The sequence below is a fragment of the Pseudomonas sp. PDM15 genome (assembly GCF_014851565.1).
Lineage (GTDB): Bacteria > Pseudomonadota > Gammaproteobacteria > Pseudomonadales > Pseudomonadaceae > Aquipseudomonas.
This window is the reverse complement of the sequence record NZ_JACVAA010000001.1, coordinates 565,361-580,016: the sequence shown is the minus strand read 5'-3', so window position 1 is coordinate 580,016 and position 14,656 is coordinate 565,361. Positions and strand designations below refer to the sequence as shown.

Annotated in this window: 19 protein-coding genes and 3 riboswitches; of the genes, 2 read left to right on the top strand and 17 right to left on the bottom strand. The window is 67.8% G+C overall.

Annotation, left to right across the window (positions count from 1 at the left end; all coding sequences use genetic code 11):
* Nucleotides 1-26: 26 nt before the first annotated feature.
* The 6 genes from IB232_RS02830 to cobO form a co-directional block, all read right to left on the bottom strand.
* A complete protein-coding gene (locus tag IB232_RS02830) occupies nucleotides 27-1,478 on the bottom strand; it encodes a cobyric acid synthase (RefSeq protein ID WP_192397046.1) in 1,452 nt (483 codons plus the stop codon).
* Entirely contained in the window at nucleotides 1,466-2,461 is a 996-nt protein-coding gene (cobD, locus tag IB232_RS02825) for a threonine-phosphate decarboxylase CobD (RefSeq protein ID WP_192397045.1), read from the bottom strand. The genes IB232_RS02830 and cobD overlap by 13 nt, the downstream gene beginning before the upstream one ends.
* Nucleotides 2,454-3,359 (bottom strand): adenosylcobinamide-phosphate synthase CbiB, encoded by a 906-nt coding sequence (gene cbiB, locus IB232_RS02820; RefSeq protein WP_192397044.1) that lies wholly within the window; start codon nucleotides 3,357-3,359, stop codon nucleotides 2,454-2,456. The genes cobD and cbiB overlap by 8 nt, the downstream gene beginning before the upstream one ends.
* On the bottom strand, nucleotides 3,356-4,006 hold the full coding sequence (gene bluB, locus IB232_RS02815; RefSeq protein WP_192397043.1) for a 5,6-dimethylbenzimidazole synthase: 651 nt from the start codon (nucleotides 4,004-4,006) through the stop codon (nucleotides 3,356-3,358). Before bluB ends, cbiB begins: the two co-directional genes overlap by 4 nt.
* Nucleotides 4,003-5,295: a cobyrinate a,c-diamide synthase gene (locus IB232_RS02810; protein WP_192397042.1), complete on the bottom strand. Its 1,293-nt coding sequence runs from the start codon at nucleotides 5,293-5,295 to the stop codon at nucleotides 4,003-4,005. Before IB232_RS02810 ends, bluB begins: the two co-directional genes overlap by 4 nt.
* A gap of 112 nt (nucleotides 5,296-5,407) precedes the next feature.
* Nucleotides 5,408-6,019: a cob(I)yrinic acid a,c-diamide adenosyltransferase gene (cobO, locus tag IB232_RS02805; protein WP_192397041.1), complete on the bottom strand. Its 612-nt coding sequence runs from the start codon at nucleotides 6,017-6,019 to the stop codon at nucleotides 5,408-5,410.
* Between the two features lie 133 nt (nucleotides 6,020-6,152).
* Nucleotides 6,153-6,371: riboswitch (cobalamin riboswitch) on the bottom strand.
* A gap of 106 nt (nucleotides 6,372-6,477) precedes the next feature.
* Here cobO and IB232_RS02800 point away from each other — a divergent pair.
* Complete coding sequence (locus IB232_RS02800) at nucleotides 6,478-6,807, top strand: four-helix bundle copper-binding protein (RefSeq protein WP_192397040.1); 330 nt, start codon at nucleotides 6,478-6,480, stop codon at nucleotides 6,805-6,807.
* Between the two features lie 4 nt (nucleotides 6,808-6,811).
* Here IB232_RS02800 and IB232_RS02795 read toward each other — a convergent pair whose 3' ends face one another.
* The 7 genes from IB232_RS02795 to IB232_RS02765 all read right to left on the bottom strand — a co-directional run bounded on the left by IB232_RS02795 (nucleotide 6,812) and on the right by IB232_RS02765 (nucleotide 11,500).
* Nucleotides 6,812-7,132 carry a hypothetical protein gene (locus tag IB232_RS02795; protein WP_192397039.1) on the bottom strand — a complete coding sequence of 107 codons (321 nt, stop codon included), beginning with the start codon at nucleotides 7,130-7,132 and terminating at the stop codon, nucleotides 6,812-6,814.
* Nucleotides 7,133-7,167: 35 nt separating this feature from the next.
* Nucleotides 7,168-7,830 carry an O-methyltransferase gene (locus tag IB232_RS02790; RefSeq protein WP_192397038.1) on the bottom strand — a complete coding sequence of 221 codons (663 nt, stop codon included), beginning with the start codon at nucleotides 7,828-7,830 and terminating at the stop codon, nucleotides 7,168-7,170.
* A complete protein-coding gene (locus IB232_RS02785) occupies nucleotides 7,827-8,342 on the bottom strand; it encodes a C40 family peptidase (RefSeq protein ID WP_192397037.1) in 516 nt (171 codons plus the stop codon). The genes IB232_RS02790 and IB232_RS02785 overlap by 4 nt, the downstream gene beginning before the upstream one ends.
* Before the next feature lie 89 nt (nucleotides 8,343-8,431).
* Nucleotides 8,432-9,043, bottom strand: a complete 612-nt coding sequence (locus tag IB232_RS02780; RefSeq protein ID WP_192397036.1) for a C40 family peptidase — start codon at nucleotides 9,041-9,043, stop codon at nucleotides 8,432-8,434.
* A gap of 69 nt (nucleotides 9,044-9,112) precedes the next feature.
* Nucleotides 9,113-9,880: an NAD-dependent deacylase gene (locus tag IB232_RS02775; protein ID WP_192397035.1), complete on the bottom strand. Its 768-nt coding sequence runs from the start codon at nucleotides 9,878-9,880 to the stop codon at nucleotides 9,113-9,115.
* Nucleotides 9,881-9,891: 11 nt separating this feature from the next.
* Nucleotides 9,892-10,818 carry an NAD-dependent epimerase/dehydratase family protein gene (locus IB232_RS02770; RefSeq protein WP_318652223.1) on the bottom strand — a complete coding sequence of 309 codons (927 nt, stop codon included), beginning with the start codon at nucleotides 10,816-10,818 and terminating at the stop codon, nucleotides 9,892-9,894.
* 10 nt (nucleotides 10,819-10,828) lie between these two features.
* Nucleotides 10,829-11,500 carry a DNA-3-methyladenine glycosylase I gene (locus IB232_RS02765; protein ID WP_192397034.1) on the bottom strand — a complete coding sequence of 224 codons (672 nt, stop codon included), beginning with the start codon at nucleotides 11,498-11,500 and terminating at the stop codon, nucleotides 10,829-10,831.
* A 69-nt stretch (nucleotides 11,501-11,569) separates the two neighbouring features.
* Here IB232_RS02765 and IB232_RS02760 point away from each other — a divergent pair, with 69 nt between their 5' ends.
* Nucleotides 11,570-11,866, top strand: a complete 297-nt coding sequence (locus IB232_RS02760) for a hypothetical protein (protein ID WP_192397033.1) — start codon at nucleotides 11,570-11,572, stop codon at nucleotides 11,864-11,866.
* Here IB232_RS02760 and cobM read toward each other — a convergent pair.
* The 4 genes from cobM to IB232_RS02740 are packed head-to-tail and all read right to left on the bottom strand — an operon-like array spanning nucleotide 11,835 to nucleotide 13,926.
* On the bottom strand, nucleotides 11,835-12,602 hold the full coding sequence (cobM, locus tag IB232_RS02755) for a precorrin-4 C(11)-methyltransferase (protein ID WP_192397032.1): 768 nt from the start codon (nucleotides 12,600-12,602) through the stop codon (nucleotides 11,835-11,837). The two genes, IB232_RS02760 and cobM, sit on opposite strands and share 32 nt — an antisense overlap.
* A 13-nt stretch (nucleotides 12,603-12,615) precedes the next feature.
* Nucleotides 12,616-13,002, bottom strand: coding sequence for a cobalamin biosynthesis protein (locus IB232_RS02750; RefSeq protein WP_192397031.1), 387 nt, complete (start codon nucleotides 13,000-13,002; stop codon nucleotides 12,616-12,618).
* 4 nt (nucleotides 13,003-13,006) lie between these two features.
* The gene (locus tag IB232_RS02745) at nucleotides 13,007-13,729 is read right to left on the bottom strand and encodes a CbtA family protein (protein WP_192397030.1); all 723 of its coding nucleotides are present in this window, start codon (nucleotides 13,727-13,729) and stop codon (nucleotides 13,007-13,009) included.
* 11 nt (nucleotides 13,730-13,740) lie between these two features.
* A complete protein-coding gene (locus IB232_RS02740; protein WP_225592080.1) occupies nucleotides 13,741-13,926 on the bottom strand; it encodes a CbtB domain-containing protein in 186 nt (61 codons plus the stop codon).
* A 180-nt stretch (nucleotides 13,927-14,106) separates the two neighbouring features.
* Nucleotides 14,107-14,328: riboswitch (cobalamin riboswitch) on the bottom strand.
* Nucleotides 14,329-14,388: 60 nt separating this feature from the next.
* Nucleotides 14,389-14,636, top strand: a riboswitch (cobalamin riboswitch).
* Nucleotides 14,637-14,656: the final 20 nt, after the last annotated feature.

Genomic DNA, 14,656 nt, shown 5'->3' with positions numbered 1-14,656 from the left:
GGTGGATGTAAACGGCGACATCCACCCTACAGGCCACAAAGCTCGCGCAGCTTTTGAGTATCCAGATGCGCCTCGACCAGGTCGGCCAGGCGCTCGATGTCACGTTCGCGGCGCGCATGGTAATCCACCTGGCGTGCCTCGCGCAGGCCGGCCCAGCACAGCAGCGCGGCGCAGGCCGCCGGCTGCTCGAACAGGCCGTGCAGATAGGTGGCCATGACCTGACCGTCGGCGCTGATGGCGCCGTCGCTGCGCCCATCGTCCAGGTGCACGGCGGGACTGCCTAGCGCCGGACCGGTGCTGACCCCGGCATGAATCTCGTAGCCGCTGACGTCCAGCTCGCCCAGGCTCAAGCGACCGCGCACGATGCGCAGCTGCTTCTCCGGCGCAAGCACCGTGGCGTAGTCGAGCAGGCCGAGGCCCGTGCTGCTGCCGGCCGGGCCTTCCAGCCCATGCGGATCGTCGATGCGCGTGCCGAGCATCTGCAGGCCGCCGCAGATGCCGAGGACCTTGCCGCCATAGCGCAGGTGGCGGGCGATCGCCGCGTCCCAGCCGTGCTCGCGCAGGCGTGCCAGGTCGGCACGCACGCTTTTGGAGCCGGGCAGGATGATCAGGTCGGCCGGCGGGATCGCCTGGCCGGGACCGACGAACTGCAGGTCCACCTGCGGGTGCAGGCGCAGCGGGTCGAAGTCGGTGTGGTTGCTGATGCGCGGCAGCACTGGTACGGCGACGCGCAGCACCTCGCGCTCCTTGTCCGGCTGCAGCACCTGCACGGCGTCCTCGGCCTCCAGGTGAAAGTCCATCAGATACGGCAGCACGCCGAGCACCGGCTTGCCGGTGCGCTGCTCCAGCCAGTCCAGGCCCGGTTGCAGCAAGGCGATGTCGCCGCGGAAGCGGTTGATCACGAAGCCCCTTACCCGCGCCTGCTCGCTCGGCGACAACAGCTCCAGGGTGCCGACCAGATGGGCGAACACACCGCCCTTATCGATATCGGCGATCAACAGCACCGGGCAATCCACCGCTTCGGCGAAGCCCATGTTGGCGATATCGCCGGCACGCAGGTTGATCTCGGCCGGCGAGCCGGCGCCCTCCACCATCACCACCGGGTATTGCGCGGCAAGGCGGGCGTGGGACTCGAGCACCGCCTCGCGGGCCACGCGCTTGTAGTCGTGGTAGGCCACGGCGTTCATGTTGCCGACGGCGCGGCCCTGGATGATCACCTGGGCGCCGGTGTCGGAGTTGGGCTTGAGCAGCACCGGGTTCATGTCGGTGTGCGGCGCTAGGCCGGCGGCCTGGGCCTGCACCGCCTGGGCGCGGCCGATCTCGCCGCCGTCAAGGGTCACCGCACTGTTCAGCGCCATATTCTGCGGCTTGAACGGCGCCACGCTCACGCCCTGGCGCTGCAGCCAGCGGCACAGCGCGGTTACCAGGGTGCTCTTGCCGGCGTCCGAGGTGGTGCCTTGCACCATCAGAGTGGCCATGCGGGCATCTCCTTCAGCGCCTGCTCCAGGCGCTGCCAGCCAGCTTCGTCGCCGGGCAGGCCAAAGCGCAGGCAGCGGGTCTCGGCGAACAGGCGCAGGAGAATGCCACGGCGAGCGAAGTAGCCGTGCAGACCGACCGCCTGGGGGTGGCCGACCAACTGGAACAGTGCGCAGCCACCGGCCGGGGCCAGGCCATGGTCGCTGAGCAGCACGGCTAGGCGCAGACCGCCCCCGCGCAGGCGCTCGCGCTGGCGCTGCTGGCCCTCGCTATCAGCCAGCAAGGCATTGGCCACTGCCCGCGTCGGCCCGCTGACGGTCCAGGGCCCGAGCTGCTCGCCCAGCCGCTCGAGCAACTCGCTTGCAGCCAGGACAAAGCCCAGGCGAATGCCAGCCAGGCCGAAGAACTTGCCGAACGAGCGCAGCACGATCAGCCCGGGCAGCTGACTGTCGGCCGCCAGGCTGTGCTCCGGCGTGCAGTCCATAAAGGCCTCGTCGACCAGCAGCCAGCCGCCGCGCTCGACCAGGCGTGCGTGCCAGGCGAGCAGACGCTCGCGCTCGATCAGCCGGCCGCTGGGGTTGTTCGGGTTGACCACCAGCAGCACATCGAGGCGCTCCAGCGAACGCTCCACTGCGCCCTCGCCCAGCTCTTGGACCAGATGCCCCTCGCGGCGCCAGGCAGCGGCATGCTCGGCGTAGGCCGGTGAGACGATGCCGACTCGCAGGCCAGGGCGGCGCAGACGCGGCAGGGCCTGGATCGCCGCCTGGGAGCCGGCCACCGGCAACAAGGCAGGCACGCCGTAATAGTCGCGAGCCGCCGCCTCCAGGCCGTCGTCGACCTCGGGCAGGCGTTGCCAGGCAGAATCCGGGATAGCCGGCAGTGGCCAGCCATAGGGGGCGATGCCGGTGGACAGGTCGAGCCAGTCCGCCAGCGGGATGCCATAGCGCTGCGCCGCCTCGCGCAGGCGACCGCCGTGTTCAAGCAAGGTACAGCCCTCCCGCGACCAGGATCAGCAGCCACAGGGCCACACCGCCATGCACGAGATTGAGCGCCCGCTCGATATCGCGGGCCTGCGGCGGCGTGCCCTCACCCAGCTGCGGGCGCTGCTCCTCGATGCCATGGTAGACGGCCGAACCACCCAGGCTGACGCCCAGGGCGCCCGCACCGGCAGCCATCACCGGCCCGGCGTTGGGGCTGCCCCACAGCGGCGCCTGGCGCCGCCAGCAACGCAGGGCCAGGCCGGTGCGCCCGAGCAATGCGTAGGTCAGCGCCGCCAGGCGTGCGGGGATGTAATTGAGCACATCGTCGATACGCGCCGCGGCCCAGCCGAAGCGCTCGAAGCGCTCGTTACGGTAGCCCCACATGGCATCCAGGGTATTGCTCAGGCGATACAGCACCACGCCCGGCGCACCCAGCAGGCAGAACCAGAACAGCGCGGCGAATACCGCATCGGAACCGTTCTCCAGCACCGACTCCGTGCCCGCACGGGCCACGCCAGTGGCGTCCAGCTCGGCGGTGCGCCGGCTGACCAGGTAGCCGACGCGCTGGCGCGCCTGCGGCAGATCGCCCAGGCGCAGCGCCTGCGCCACCGGCAACGCATGCTGGCCGAGGCTCTTCAGGCCGACGGCAAAATACAGGGCAAGGATCTCCAGCAGCCAGCCCAGCTCGCTCAGGCTCAGCAACCAGACCAGCGCAACCGGCGGCAACACCGCCAGGCACCAGCCACTGACGCCATGGCTGCGCCAGCCTCGACCACCGGCGTTGAGACGCTGTTCGATGCGCTTGGCGAGGTTGCCGAAGCCCACCAGCGGGTGCCAGCGGCGCGGCTCGCCGAGCCAGGCATCCAGGCCCATGCCAGCCAGGGCGGACAAAGCGACACTCACGTCCACTGCCCCCAACGGTCGGCGAATACCAGCTCGCTCAGCGGCCGCTCGCTGGCCCAACCTTCCTGCACCAGCATCGGCCGCTCGTAGAACTCGCTCACCGGCCCCAGGCACAACACCGCCACCGGCTGGCTGCCAGCCGGCATGCCGAGCAGATCGGCCAAAGCCAGCGGATCGAACAGAGACACCCAGCCCAGACCCAGGCCTTCGGCGCGAGCGGCCAGCCAGAGGTTCTGGATGGCGCAACTGAGCGAGGCCAGATCCATCTGCGGCAGGGTGCGACGGCCGAACACATGGGCCTCGCGGCCGTCCATCAGGGCCGCCACCAGCAGTTCAGCGCAGTCGCGGATGCCCTCGACCTTGAGCCGCATGAACTCGTCGCTGCGCTCGCCCAGCGCCTCGGCAGTGCGCACCCGCTCGGCCTCGACCAGCTCATGGATACCCTCGCGCAGCTCGGGGCGGGTGATGCGAATGAAGCGCCAGGGCTGCATCAGACCGACGCTCGGCGCCTGGTGCGCCGCCTGCAGCAGGCGCGCGAGCAGCTCCGGAGCCACCTCGCCGCCAGCGAAGTGGCGCATGTCGCGGCGTTCGGCGATGGCGCGGTAGACCGCGGCGCGCTCGTCGGGGCTGAAGGCGTGGTCGCTCATGGCAGCAGCAACTCGGCCGTCGCCCTGGGGTTGGACGGCAGGTAAAAGTGGATATAGGAAGCGGTCAGGCGCCCGTTGCGGAACACCGCCTCGGCCACCGGCTTGCCGTTCGGGCAGACGCCACGGGCCAGAGGCGCCTGGGCGCAGTCGAGCACGGAATGGTGGTAAGTATGCCCGCGCAGGGCGCCTTCAGGCAGCGCCACCTGTTGCAGGGCCAGGGCCGCCAGGCGCGGCTGCATGCGTGCGCTGCCCGGCAGCAGACCGAGCAACTCGGCGCTTTCGCCCTGCTTGTCGCTCAGTGCTTCGAGCAGATAGAGCATGCCGCCACACTCGGCGAGGATCGGCTTGCCGGCGCCGTGATGCGCGCGGATCGCCTGCAGCATGGCGCGGTTGCTGGCCAGGGCCTGCAGGTGCAGCTCGGGATAGCCACCGGGCAGGTACAGGCTGTGCACATCCGGCAGAGCCTGATCGGCCAGCGGCGAGAAGAACACCAGCTCGGCGCCCAGCGCGCGCAGCAGGTCGAGGTTAGCCTGGTAAAGGAAGGCGAAGCTGGTGTCGCGGGCCACGCCGATGCGCACGCCACGCAGCAGCGGTTCGACGGCCTGCTCGGCCGGCGCGGCGAAACTCACCGGCTCGGGCAGCAGCTCGCCGGCACTGGCCAGCAGGGCATCGGCGGCGGCATCCAGGCGCGCATCCAGATCGGCCAGCTCCTCGGCCTGGATCAGTCCCAGGTGACGGCGTGGCAGCTCGATCGCGGCGGAACGCGGCAGGCCGCCGAACCAGCGCATGGCAGGCGGCAGGCTGTCGCGCAGGATGCCGTTGTGGCGCTCGCTACCGGTGCGGTTGGCCAGCACCCCGGCGAACGGCAGATCCGGCTGGAAGTGCGCCAGGCCATAGGCCAGGGCACCGAAGGTCTGAGCCATGGCCCCGGCGTCGATCACCCCCAGCACCGGTATCTGCAGGCGGCGCGCCAGATCGGCGGCCGAGGGGCTGCCGTCGAACAGGCCCATGACCCCTTCGATCAGGATCAGGTCGGCTTCGCCGGCCGCCTGCCACAGCAGGCGCCGGGTCTCGTCCTCGCCGATCATCCACAGGTCCAGCTGGTACACCGGCGCGCCGCTGGCGCGGGCGAGGATCATCGGGTCGAGGAAGTCCGGGCCACACTTGAATACCCGCACGCGCCTGCCGGCGCGGCTATGCAGGCGCGCCAGGGCGGCGGTGACGGTGGTCTTGCCCTGGCCGGAGGCGGGAGCGGCGATCAATAGAGCCGGGCAGCGGCGCTCGTTCATGGCCGGCGTTCCGACCCGGCGACGATCTGTCGCTCGCGCCTCGGGTAGCCCTGGTGCAATCCGGGACAGGCAACACCCCGGATTGCATCCGGGCTACGGCGGGACAGACGGATCAAAACTCGACCCCCTTCTGCGCTTTAACCCCGGCCTTGAAGGCGTGCTTGACCAGGGTCATCTCGGTCACGGTATCCGCCGCTTCGATCAGCCCCGGCTGCGCGCCGCGACCGGTCACCACCACGTGCTGCTGCAGCGGCCGCGCCTCGATATCGGCGAGCACATCGTCCAGCTGCAGATAGCCATGTTTGAGGGCGATATTCAACTCGTCCAGCACCACCAGGCCGATGCTTTCGTCGGCCAGCAGCTGGCGCGCCACTTTCCAGGCCTCGCCGGCCATGGCGATATCGCGCTGACGGTCCTGAGTCTCCCAAGTGAAGCCCTCGCCCATCACGAACCACTGCACTTCTGCGGGAAAGCGGCGGAAGAAGGCTTCTTCGCCGGTGCTGGCGGCGCCCTTGATGAACTGCACCACGCCGACCTTCATGCCATGACCCAGCGAACGAGCGACCATGCCGAAGGCCGAGCTGCTCTTGCCCTTGCCGTTGCCGGAATGCACCAGCAACAGGCCGTATTCGTCCTGGGCCTGGGCGATTTTCTCGTCGATCAGGGCTTTCTTGCGTTGCATGCGCGCCAGGTGACGGGCGTCGCGCTCGGCCGACTCGTTCATGTTCGGACTCCTCTTTGCCGGCGCCAGAGCGCCCTGCGCACCCGGCTGGCGGGCACACGAACAGAAACAAGGACAGAACGAGGAAAGGAACGGCCAGGCCCGCGAGAGGGCCGCAACCGCAGAGCCCGCCGCACTGCCGTGGATCGCGACAGGCCGGTCTCCGGGCTCGTGAGCCAGGCCTTGCGGCCTGCGGATCGCGCCTTCCCGTGCCGGGGCACAGTGGCATCGAGCGACCCTTTTTACTCACCTACCGTTGCGGGGGCAGCGCCGGAATCTTCGTAACGAATGCACCGGCTTCCCTGTTTCACCCACGGACGCGTCGCGTCGGGGCACCTGAAGCAGGCGCGAAGCTTAGGGCCAGCTCATGTCCCGGTCAATTGCGCGCCGCCCGGCAGATCGGTCGAACCCTCGACAGCACCGGGGCTCACAGCCATGACAACCGAGCAAAGGAGACTCCCATGGCTCATAAACGCTACGCCTCCTGCATCCAGGCCTGCAGCGCCTGCGCCATCGCCTGTGAAACCTGCGCCGCCGCCTGCCTCAAGGAACCCGACCTGCAGCACATGGCCATCTGCATCGCCTGCGATATCGATTGCGCCGACATCTGCCGCCTGGCCGAGCGCCTGATGGTGCGCGACAGCCCGCTGTGCGACGAATTCCTGCGCCTCTGCGCGGTAACCTGCCAAGCCTGCGCCGAGGAATGCAGCAAGCACCCGCACGATCATTGCCAGCAATGCGCCCAAGCTTGTCAGCGCTGCGTGGTGGAATGCGAAATACTGGCCGCCTGACGCTTCAGTGCCTGGGTGTGAAGCCCGCCGGCTTGCTCGCCAGCCACTCGACGAAGGTGCGCAGGCGCTCGTCGCCGAGTAACGCCTCGCGACTGTGGTAGGTCAGCGCCAGCTCCTTCTCGCTGAACAGCTTGTGGATCTGGTTGTGGCAGGCGCGGCAGACCCACAGGGTCGCGGTGATGCGTTCGCTCTTGGCGAAGCGCTTCTGCACGTAGGGCTTGTCGTGCAGGGCCTTTGGGATCAGGTGGTGGCGGGTCAGCGGCAGGGTGCGGGCGCAGAGCTCGCAAGCATCGGGCTGGGGTGGCAGGCGGATCGGTTCGGGCATCTGGCGATGATGCCACAGCCCCTGGCTGGCCGGCGCTAGCGCTTGCGACAGATGCTCAGCCCATCGCCCAGCGGCAGCAGGCTGAGGTCGACGCGGGTATCGCGGCGCAGGCCGCGGTTGAGCGCCTGGATCGCACGGGTGTCGGCGCTGTCCGGGCTGCTTTCCAACACCCGACCGCTCCACAGCACGTTGTCGAACAGGATCAGACCACCCTTGCGCGCCAGCACCAGCGCGTGCTCCAGGTACACCGTGTAGTTGGCCTTGTCGGCATCGATGAAGATCAGGTCGAAGCTCTCGCCGTGGCCGCCGCGCTCCAGCGCATTGAGGGTCTCCAGCGCCGGCGCCAGTCGCAGGTCGATGCGCTCGCTCACCCCGGCCTCGTACCAGTAGCGCTCGGCGATGGCGTTGTACTCGCCGGGCAGGTCGCAGCAGATCAGCCGGCCGTCTTCGGGCATGGCCTGGGCCATGCACAGTGCGCTGTAGCCGGTGAAGGTGCCGATCTCGAGAATCCTGCGCGCTCCGCACAACTGCACCAGCAGCGCCATGAACTGGCCCTGCTCGGGGGCGATCTGCCAGCGCGCCATCGGCAGCAGCGCCGTCTCCTCGCGCAGGCGCTTGAGCAGCGGCGCCTCGCGCAGGGACACATCCAGCAGGTACTGGTAGAGGGCGTCGTCGAGATTCAGCGTGCGGTTGGTCATGGCTGGCGCGCCAGCTGGCCGGCGGCCAGGACCCGCTTGGCGCCGAGGTAGCTGTTCTGCCAGTAGGCCTGGGTCAGGTAGTCCAGGCGCACGGTGCCGCCGCTGGACGGCGCATGCACGAAGCGCCCCTCGCCGACATAGATGCCGGCATGGCTAACCTTGCCGCCGCCATTGGTGGCGAAGAACACCAGGTCACCGCTCTGCAGGTCGCCACGGCCGACATTGGGCGCGCGCAGGTTGATCATGTCGCGGGTCGAGCGTGGCAGCTGGATACCCGCAGCGTTGCGATAGACGTAGCCGATCAGGCCGCTGCAGTCGAAGCCGCTCTCCGGCGTATTGCCGCCATAGCGATAGGGCGTACCTTCCAGGCCGATGGCACTGATCACCACGTCATCGGCATTGGCGCCGACGATGGGGAAGGGATTGTAGGGTTCTTGAGAGGGAGGATTGCCGGCGCATGCGGTGAGCAGCGCGGCGAGGGCTAGCAGGGAGAGGCGAGCCTTGAAATGCATGGGCGGGCGTCCTGGCCGGAATGCGCCCTACTCTGCCGGCTCGCAGGCACGGGCGCAAGGCCCGTGCACTGCTTTGGATCAGAGCCGGATCAGCGATGCAGCGGCGAACGCTCGGCTGACGGCTGCTCCGGCGCCATGGCCAGCACGCGCTTGGCTTCCATGTAGCTGCGGCTCCAGTAGCTGTCGTCCAGACTGTCCACCCGCACGCCGCCGCTGCGGCTGCTGCTGGAATGGATGAACTGGTCGTCACCCAGGTAGATGCCGGCGTGGCTGACGCGGCCACGGCCACGGTTGTTGAAGAAGATCAGGTCGCCCGGCTCCAGCTCGCTGCGCGATACCAGCGGGGCATCCAAGTTGATTAGTTCGCGGGTGGAGCGCGGCAGCTTCATGCCCGCCTCCTCCTTGAACAGGAAGCCGACGAAGCCGCTGCAGTCAAAACCGCTGGTCGCCGAGGTGCCGCCCATGCGGTAGCGGGTACCGACCAGGGACAGGCCATGGGCCAGGATGTTGTCCGCCAGCGAAGGCAGTTCGTAGGGTTTGTCGTCCGTGAAATCCGCCATTTGCTCGTCGGTCATGTACTCGACGGGCTTCTGCGGTTGTTGAGCCAGATCCATCTGGGGCTGCGGCGCCTGCTGGGTGGCGCAGGCCGCCAACAGGGCTGAGAGTGCAATGGGCACGAGGGGTGCGAAGCGCTTTAGCATGGGCACGACCGTGTCAGTCTGGTTTTTATAAGGGGGCGACTATGCCCTCTGAAGACACGATTTGCAAATTCAATGCCCAGGAATGTGACTCAGTAGTTCCGGCAAAACGTCTGACGCCCTTCCCGATAAACGGGCATCCACCCAGCGGCTGATATCGGTCTGCTGTGGGTTGATCTCCACCGTGAAACCCCCATTCCTGCGGGCCTGCACCACCGGCTCGACTATGTAGGGGAAGCTCGCGGTAGTCCCCACCGCGATAACCACATCGAAACCCTCATGCACCTGGTCATAAAGCCGACCAATGGCATCCTCCGGCAGCATTTCCTCGAACAGCACCACCGGCGGGCGCAGGATGCCCCCGCATTGGGCGCAGCGCGGTGGCAACGGCTGCTGCAGATGCTCAGCCAGCTGCGGATCTTCGGCGCCGCAGGACTGGCAGAACAGCGGTGCCAGCTCGCCGTGGATCTCGATCAGCCGCTCCGCTGGCGAGCCGGCGATACGGTGATAGCCATCGATGTTCTGCGTCAGCACCCAGCAACCCGGTTTGCGCCGCTGCAGCTCCGCGATGGCGGCATGGCCGGCGTTGGGGCTGGCGCCCAGGCAAGCCTCGCCGAGCTGCGCCAGGTACTTCCAGCACAGTGCCGGGTCACGTTGCAGCATCGGCCCGGACAACGCCGCCTCGATCGGCAGGCCCTCGGCAGTCAGGCCGTTATACAGGCCACCGAGGCCGCGGTAGGTGGGCAGCCCGGAATCCGCCGAGAGCCCGGCGCCGGTGATGATCAGGATGCGCTCGGCACGCTGGATGGCCTGGGCGACGCGGATGATATCCTGCTGCATGTCTGCTTCCTCTATTCGCAGCGGGCGCCCTTGCCCGCCAGGTAGTCGTGCCCGGCCTGGCGCAACGCGTCCTGCGCTGAAAGCGGCGGCTGCCACTGCAGCATCGCGCGCGCCTTGCCGGCATCGACCTGCAGCGAGCCGCACAACTGCACATACAACCCTTCACGTCCAAGCAATCTGGCCGCGCCATGCATCAACCGTGGCGGAATCGCCAGCTGCCTGGAGCGCAAGCCCATGCCCTGAGCCAGCAGATCGGCAATCTGGCCAACAGAAAGGTCCTCACCATCGGCGATGACGAACAGCTGATCCACCGCAGCGGGATGTTCGATACAACGGACAATGAAGTCCACCAGGTTATCCAGCGCAATCATGCTGCGCCGGTTGCGCACCGCGCCGAAAGGCAGCGGCAGACGCGCGGCAACCAGCCCGAGCAAGCGGTGGAAGTTGCCCGGGGCATGTCCGGCATAGACCAGCGGCGGCCGAATGATCACCAGCTGCATGGCTCTGCCACGCAGCAGTTCCCGCAACTGCAGCTCCGCCTCAAGCTTGGACACGGCATAGGCGGCATGGGGTGCCGGGATCGAATGCTCATCGAAAGCCGCCTCCCCGGTCTGCTGGCCGTTGACCCCGATCGAGCTGACAAACACGAAGCGCTGTACTCCGGCCGCCAAGGCAGCCCGGGCAACGCGCAACGTATTGGCGCAGTTGGCCTCACGAAAGGCCTGCAAGGGATCGGCACTCTGCTCGTGCAGCACATGGGCACGGCCGGCCAGGTGCACCACACAATCGGTACCGCTGAGGGCAGCGATATCATCTTCGGCAGAACGCTCGCCACGTGGCCAGGCATCGACTCCATAGCCACATTCGTGCAGATGGCGGCACAGCTGACTGCCAACGAAGCCACTGGCTCCCGTCACCACCACGCGCTTTTCGCTCACGACCTGCACCTCAGTGATTGACCGTATGCGCCAGCATCACCGACAGCTGGCACAGCGGCCGCCCACTCTGCGTGTGCCACTCATTAAAGGCGGCTTGCACCAGCGCCAAGTCCTTCTGGCTGGTCGGCGCCTTGTCGATGATTTCCTGGGCCTTGAGCGCGGCGACCATGTCGTCGGTGGGGATGAAGGTGTCCTTGCCGACCATGCGCAGGAAGCGCGGCGCCGACAGGCCGCCAAGCTGGCTGCCGTGCTTGGCCAGGTATTTCCACAGGCCGACGATATCGGTCACCGGCCAGTCGGCGACCAGCGCGCCGAAGCTGCCCTTGTCCTTCTGCACATCGAGGACGAATTGAGCGTTACGCGGCACGCTCTTGAGCTTGCCCAGGTGGCGGATCAGGCGCTCATCCTGCATCAGCCGCTCCAGGTGCTCGGCGCCCATCAGCACCACCTTCTCCGGGTCGAAGCCGAAGAACACCTGCTCGAAGGCCGGCCACTTGGCGTCCACCAGGCTGTGCTTGAGGCCGGCACGGAACACCCGCAGGGCGATCAGCGACAGGTAGCGGTCGTCACTCAGCTGGCGCAGCTCGGCATCGCTCTTCGGTTGCGGCAGCCTGGCCTCCAGCGCCGCGGCCGAGCCGAAGCGGTTGAGGCAGTATTCGTGCAGCCACTGATAGTCACGCATGAGAGATCCTTGCCCGAAAGAGGCGCACAGGTTGCCCGCAACCCTTGGCGCCGCGCAATATTCGCCGCCATGAACGACCCCGTGGAAAGCTTCTTCGCCCAGTGCCAGGCCGTGCTCGCCGGCGATGCCGTCCTGCTCGCCCGCTTGCAAGCGGCTGACTTCGACTGCCAGGCCGGCTACTGGGCCTTTCGCCTGCCGCAGCTGCAACAGTGGTTGGCGCCGCAGCTGGGCTACACGCGCTTTCGCCAGGCGCTCTACGCCAGCGAGCTGAACACGCGACTGAAAGCCCTGGGCGGCGAGATCGCCATCGCCGACAACCAGGGCAACAGCGACCTCAACCTGTACTGCCTGCGCCGTCTTTCCTGAACAGGTGGCAGGTGGCCTCGGCATACAGCGCCGACTCGCCGAATTCCGACGCCTGCAGCACCCGACCGACCAGAATCAGCGCCGTGCGGCGAAAGCCCTTCGCGGCCACCTTGGCCTCGATATCCGCCAGGGTGCCCCGTACCCAATCCTGATCCGGCCAGCTGGCGCGGTGCACCACGGCAATAGGGCAATCGGGGCCGTAATGCGGTAGTAACTCATCGACAATGCGCGGCAGATGCTGCACACCGAGGTGAATGGCCATGGTCGCGCGGTGACTGGCCAGGGCGCCCAGCTCCTCCCCCGCGGGCATCGGCGAGTTGTGGCCGTAGCGGGTGAGGATCACCGTCTGCGCCACCTCGGGCAGGGTCAGTTCGGCCTCTAGTAACGCCGCACAGGCCGCCGTGGCGGTGACGCCGGGGACGATCTCGAAGGGAATCTGCAGCGCGCGCAGCTCACGAATCTGCTCGCCGATGGCGCCATACAGCGACGGGTCGCCGGAATGCACGCGAGCCACATCCTGACCCTTGCCATGGGCCTCGGCCAGCAGCGTGATGATCTGCGAAAGGTGCAACTCGGCGGTATTCACCACCTGCTCGGCACTGTGGCCCTGCAACACGGCCTCGGGCACCAGCGAGCCGGCGTAGAGAATCACCGGGCAGCTACGGATCAGGCGCTGGCCTTTGACGGTGATCAGCTCGGGATCGCCGGGGCCGGCGCCGATGAAATAGACGGTCATGGGAAATTCCGGTTCAGGCCGTGGCGATGGCCAGGGTAGCAGCGGCGCTGCATTGCTTGGGACAGATCAGGGCGGCGGCACGGCCGGAACGCTCACTTGCACTGGCCAGGGCACTGGCCTCGGCCACGCTGGCCGCGCCGGTCAACTCACGCACGAACTCCGAGCCTTCGCTCAGCTGCGACTCGTGAGCCGCCAGCTGTTCGGCCGAGAAGAAATCCAGCGGCAGCTCGAGTTCGACGGCCAACTGCAGCAGCCCGACCTCATCGCGCTTGAGTGCGCTGCTGGCCAGGCCATCCAGCGCACTCAGCGGCAGCGCGAGCTGCGCCAGCGCCCGCTCCAGCAGTTCGCGCAGCTCGGCCGCCGTGCAGCCGTGACGGCAGCCGAGGCCGGCGACAGTCACAGGATCAGGCGTCCTGCTGTTCGCCACGGGCGAAGAACCAGGCGGCGGCCAGGCCCAGGGCGGACCAGAACACGGCGTTGGTCAGTAGCGAGGCGAGGATAAACTCCTGGGTTAGGGCCTCCGGCGCCAGGCTCTCGTGCACCTCCGGATGCGGCGCGCCGATCAGGTGCGGCATGGCCAGCAGCACCAGGCCGACACCACGCAGCGCCCAGTTGCGACCGAAGGCGATCAGGCCCAGGCCGGCGGCGGTGGCGACGGCTGTGCCGATCCACCAGTACTGGCGCAGCAGCAGATCGGCCGCAGCGGTGCCCGGCAGTTCTGGTGGCAGGCCGGCGGATGGCGCCAGGCTGAACACGGCAAAACCGCCCAGGCCCCAGAGCAGGCCCTGCCAGGTCCGGTTCGGCGCGCGCAGGGTGAACAGACCGGCCAGCATCAGGGCGAAGCCGACGGCCACCACCAGGTTGCTCAGGCCGGTGGCCAGGGTGCGCTGCCAGCCATCTTCCGGCGCCCAGGCCTCGCCATCGTGGCTATGACCGGCGCTCGCCTCGTGCTCGTGTTCATGGGCGGCGACCGGCGCCTCGTGGCTGTGCTCGGCCACCGGTTCGGCGGTCTCGAAGGTTTCCGCCTGCAGAATCAGCGGGGTGACCCACAGGCTCTGCAGCAGGGTCAGGACGATGGCGGCCAGCAGGCCGGAGAAGCCCGCGGTCTGGGCGATGCGCTTGATCATGAAGGGCGGTCTCAGTGGCAGGGGAAGGCTGCGCTGTGGCGCGTATCGTGGGCGGCGTTGTGCATCGCCTCGATGTGCGAGAAGCCGGCGACGAAGATCAGCAGCGCGCCGAGCAGGCAACTACCGGCGGCGATAGCCAGGCGTTTGGACAACGGGAGTGAAACGGCGACGGAGGACGACAGCGTGCGGCTGGACATGATGGGCACCTTCCAGGGATTGGTATTCCGGCAGAAGGTCGCAGCAAGGAAATGGCCCGCCCAGGGCCATAAACCGGCATGCGCCCGCCCACCGCGGGTTGCCAACGAGCCCGTTCGACGCCTGCTGTGCGCCAGCCCTGCGCAATAACGGCAGGCCCGGGCTCACGAGGCGTGCAAGCGGGTTCTAACGAAGATTCAGGCCGGTCTCCGGGCTTGCGACGCCTTTGCAGGAACCGGGGCGGCCTTCCCATGCACGAGGCACAGTGGCATTGAGGACCCGTCGATCGCTTACCGTTGCGGGGGCAGCGCCGGACTCGCCCGCTCCATCGGAGACAAGGCCCACCGGCTTCCCGTTTCACCTCGCGCACGGCGGCGAGAGGCACCTGAAACAGCTTTTCTAGAACATCACGAAGCCGCGCCCAGCGTCAACCGCGCGGTTGACCGCCCTCGGGGCACTGCGTAGCCTTGCAGCCTTTCCGAGGTTCTTCTTCGCCAGCCGAAGAAGCTAAGAGGGAACAGGGTCCATGCCCTGGCTGCCCCCGCAACTGTGAACGGACGAAGTTCCCCGATAGACCACTGCCAACCGGCGGGAAGGTGGGGAATCGAGCCCAAACCTCTTACGATTTCGCCAGCCTGCGCAGCGAAATCGTAAAAGGTTCTTGGGCTCAACGCCGTGAGCCAGGAGACCTGCCTCGCAAACGTTTCGACAACCGGGCGGGGTGATCCGGTG

What these genes read in the sequence shown, in the direction of transcription:
- IB232_RS02830 (WP_192397046.1), bottom strand. Translation starts at nt 1,478, where the DNA reads ATGGCCACTCTGATGGTGCAAGGCACCACCTCGGACGCCGGCAAGAGC.
- bluB (WP_192397043.1), bottom strand. Translation starts at nt 4,006, where the DNA reads ATGAGCGACCACGCCTTCAGCCCCGACGAGCGCGCCGCGGTCTACCGC.
- IB232_RS02810 (WP_192397042.1), bottom strand. Translation starts at nt 5,295, where the DNA reads ATGAACGAGCGCCGCTGCCCGGCTCTATTGATCGCCGCTCCCGCCTCC.
- cobO (WP_192397041.1), bottom strand. Translation starts at nt 6,019, where the DNA reads ATGAACGAGTCGGCCGAGCGCGACGCCCGTCACCTGGCGCGCATGCAA.
- IB232_RS02800 (WP_192397040.1), top strand. Translation starts at nt 6,478, where the DNA reads ATGGCTCATAAACGCTACGCCTCCTGCATCCAGGCCTGCAGCGCCTGC.
- IB232_RS02795 (WP_192397039.1), bottom strand. Translation starts at nt 7,132, where the DNA reads ATGCCCGAACCGATCCGCCTGCCACCCCAGCCCGATGCTTGCGAGCTC.
- IB232_RS02790 (WP_192397038.1), bottom strand. Translation starts at nt 7,830, where the DNA reads ATGACCAACCGCACGCTGAATCTCGACGACGCCCTCTACCAGTACCTG.
- IB232_RS02785 (WP_192397037.1), bottom strand. Translation starts at nt 8,342, where the DNA reads ATGCATTTCAAGGCTCGCCTCTCCCTGCTAGCCCTCGCCGCGCTGCTC.
- IB232_RS02780 (WP_192397036.1), bottom strand. Translation starts at nt 9,043, where the DNA reads ATGCTAAAGCGCTTCGCACCCCTCGTGCCCATTGCACTCTCAGCCCTG.
- IB232_RS02775 (WP_192397035.1), bottom strand. Translation starts at nt 9,880, where the DNA reads ATGCAGCAGGATATCATCCGCGTCGCCCAGGCCATCCAGCGTGCCGAG.
- IB232_RS02765 (WP_192397034.1), bottom strand. Translation starts at nt 11,500, where the DNA reads ATGCGTGACTATCAGTGGCTGCACGAATACTGCCTCAACCGCTTCGGC.
- IB232_RS02760 (WP_192397033.1), top strand. Translation starts at nt 11,570, where the DNA reads ATGAACGACCCCGTGGAAAGCTTCTTCGCCCAGTGCCAGGCCGTGCTC.
- cobM (WP_192397032.1), bottom strand. Translation starts at nt 12,602, where the DNA reads ATGACCGTCTATTTCATCGGCGCCGGCCCCGGCGATCCCGAGCTGATC.
- IB232_RS02745 (WP_192397030.1), bottom strand. Translation starts at nt 13,729, where the DNA reads ATGATCAAGCGCATCGCCCAGACCGCGGGCTTCTCCGGCCTGCTGGCC.
- IB232_RS02740 (WP_225592080.1), bottom strand. Translation starts at nt 13,926, where the DNA reads ATGTCCAGCCGCACGCTGTCGTCCTCCGTCGCCGTTTCACTCCCGTTG.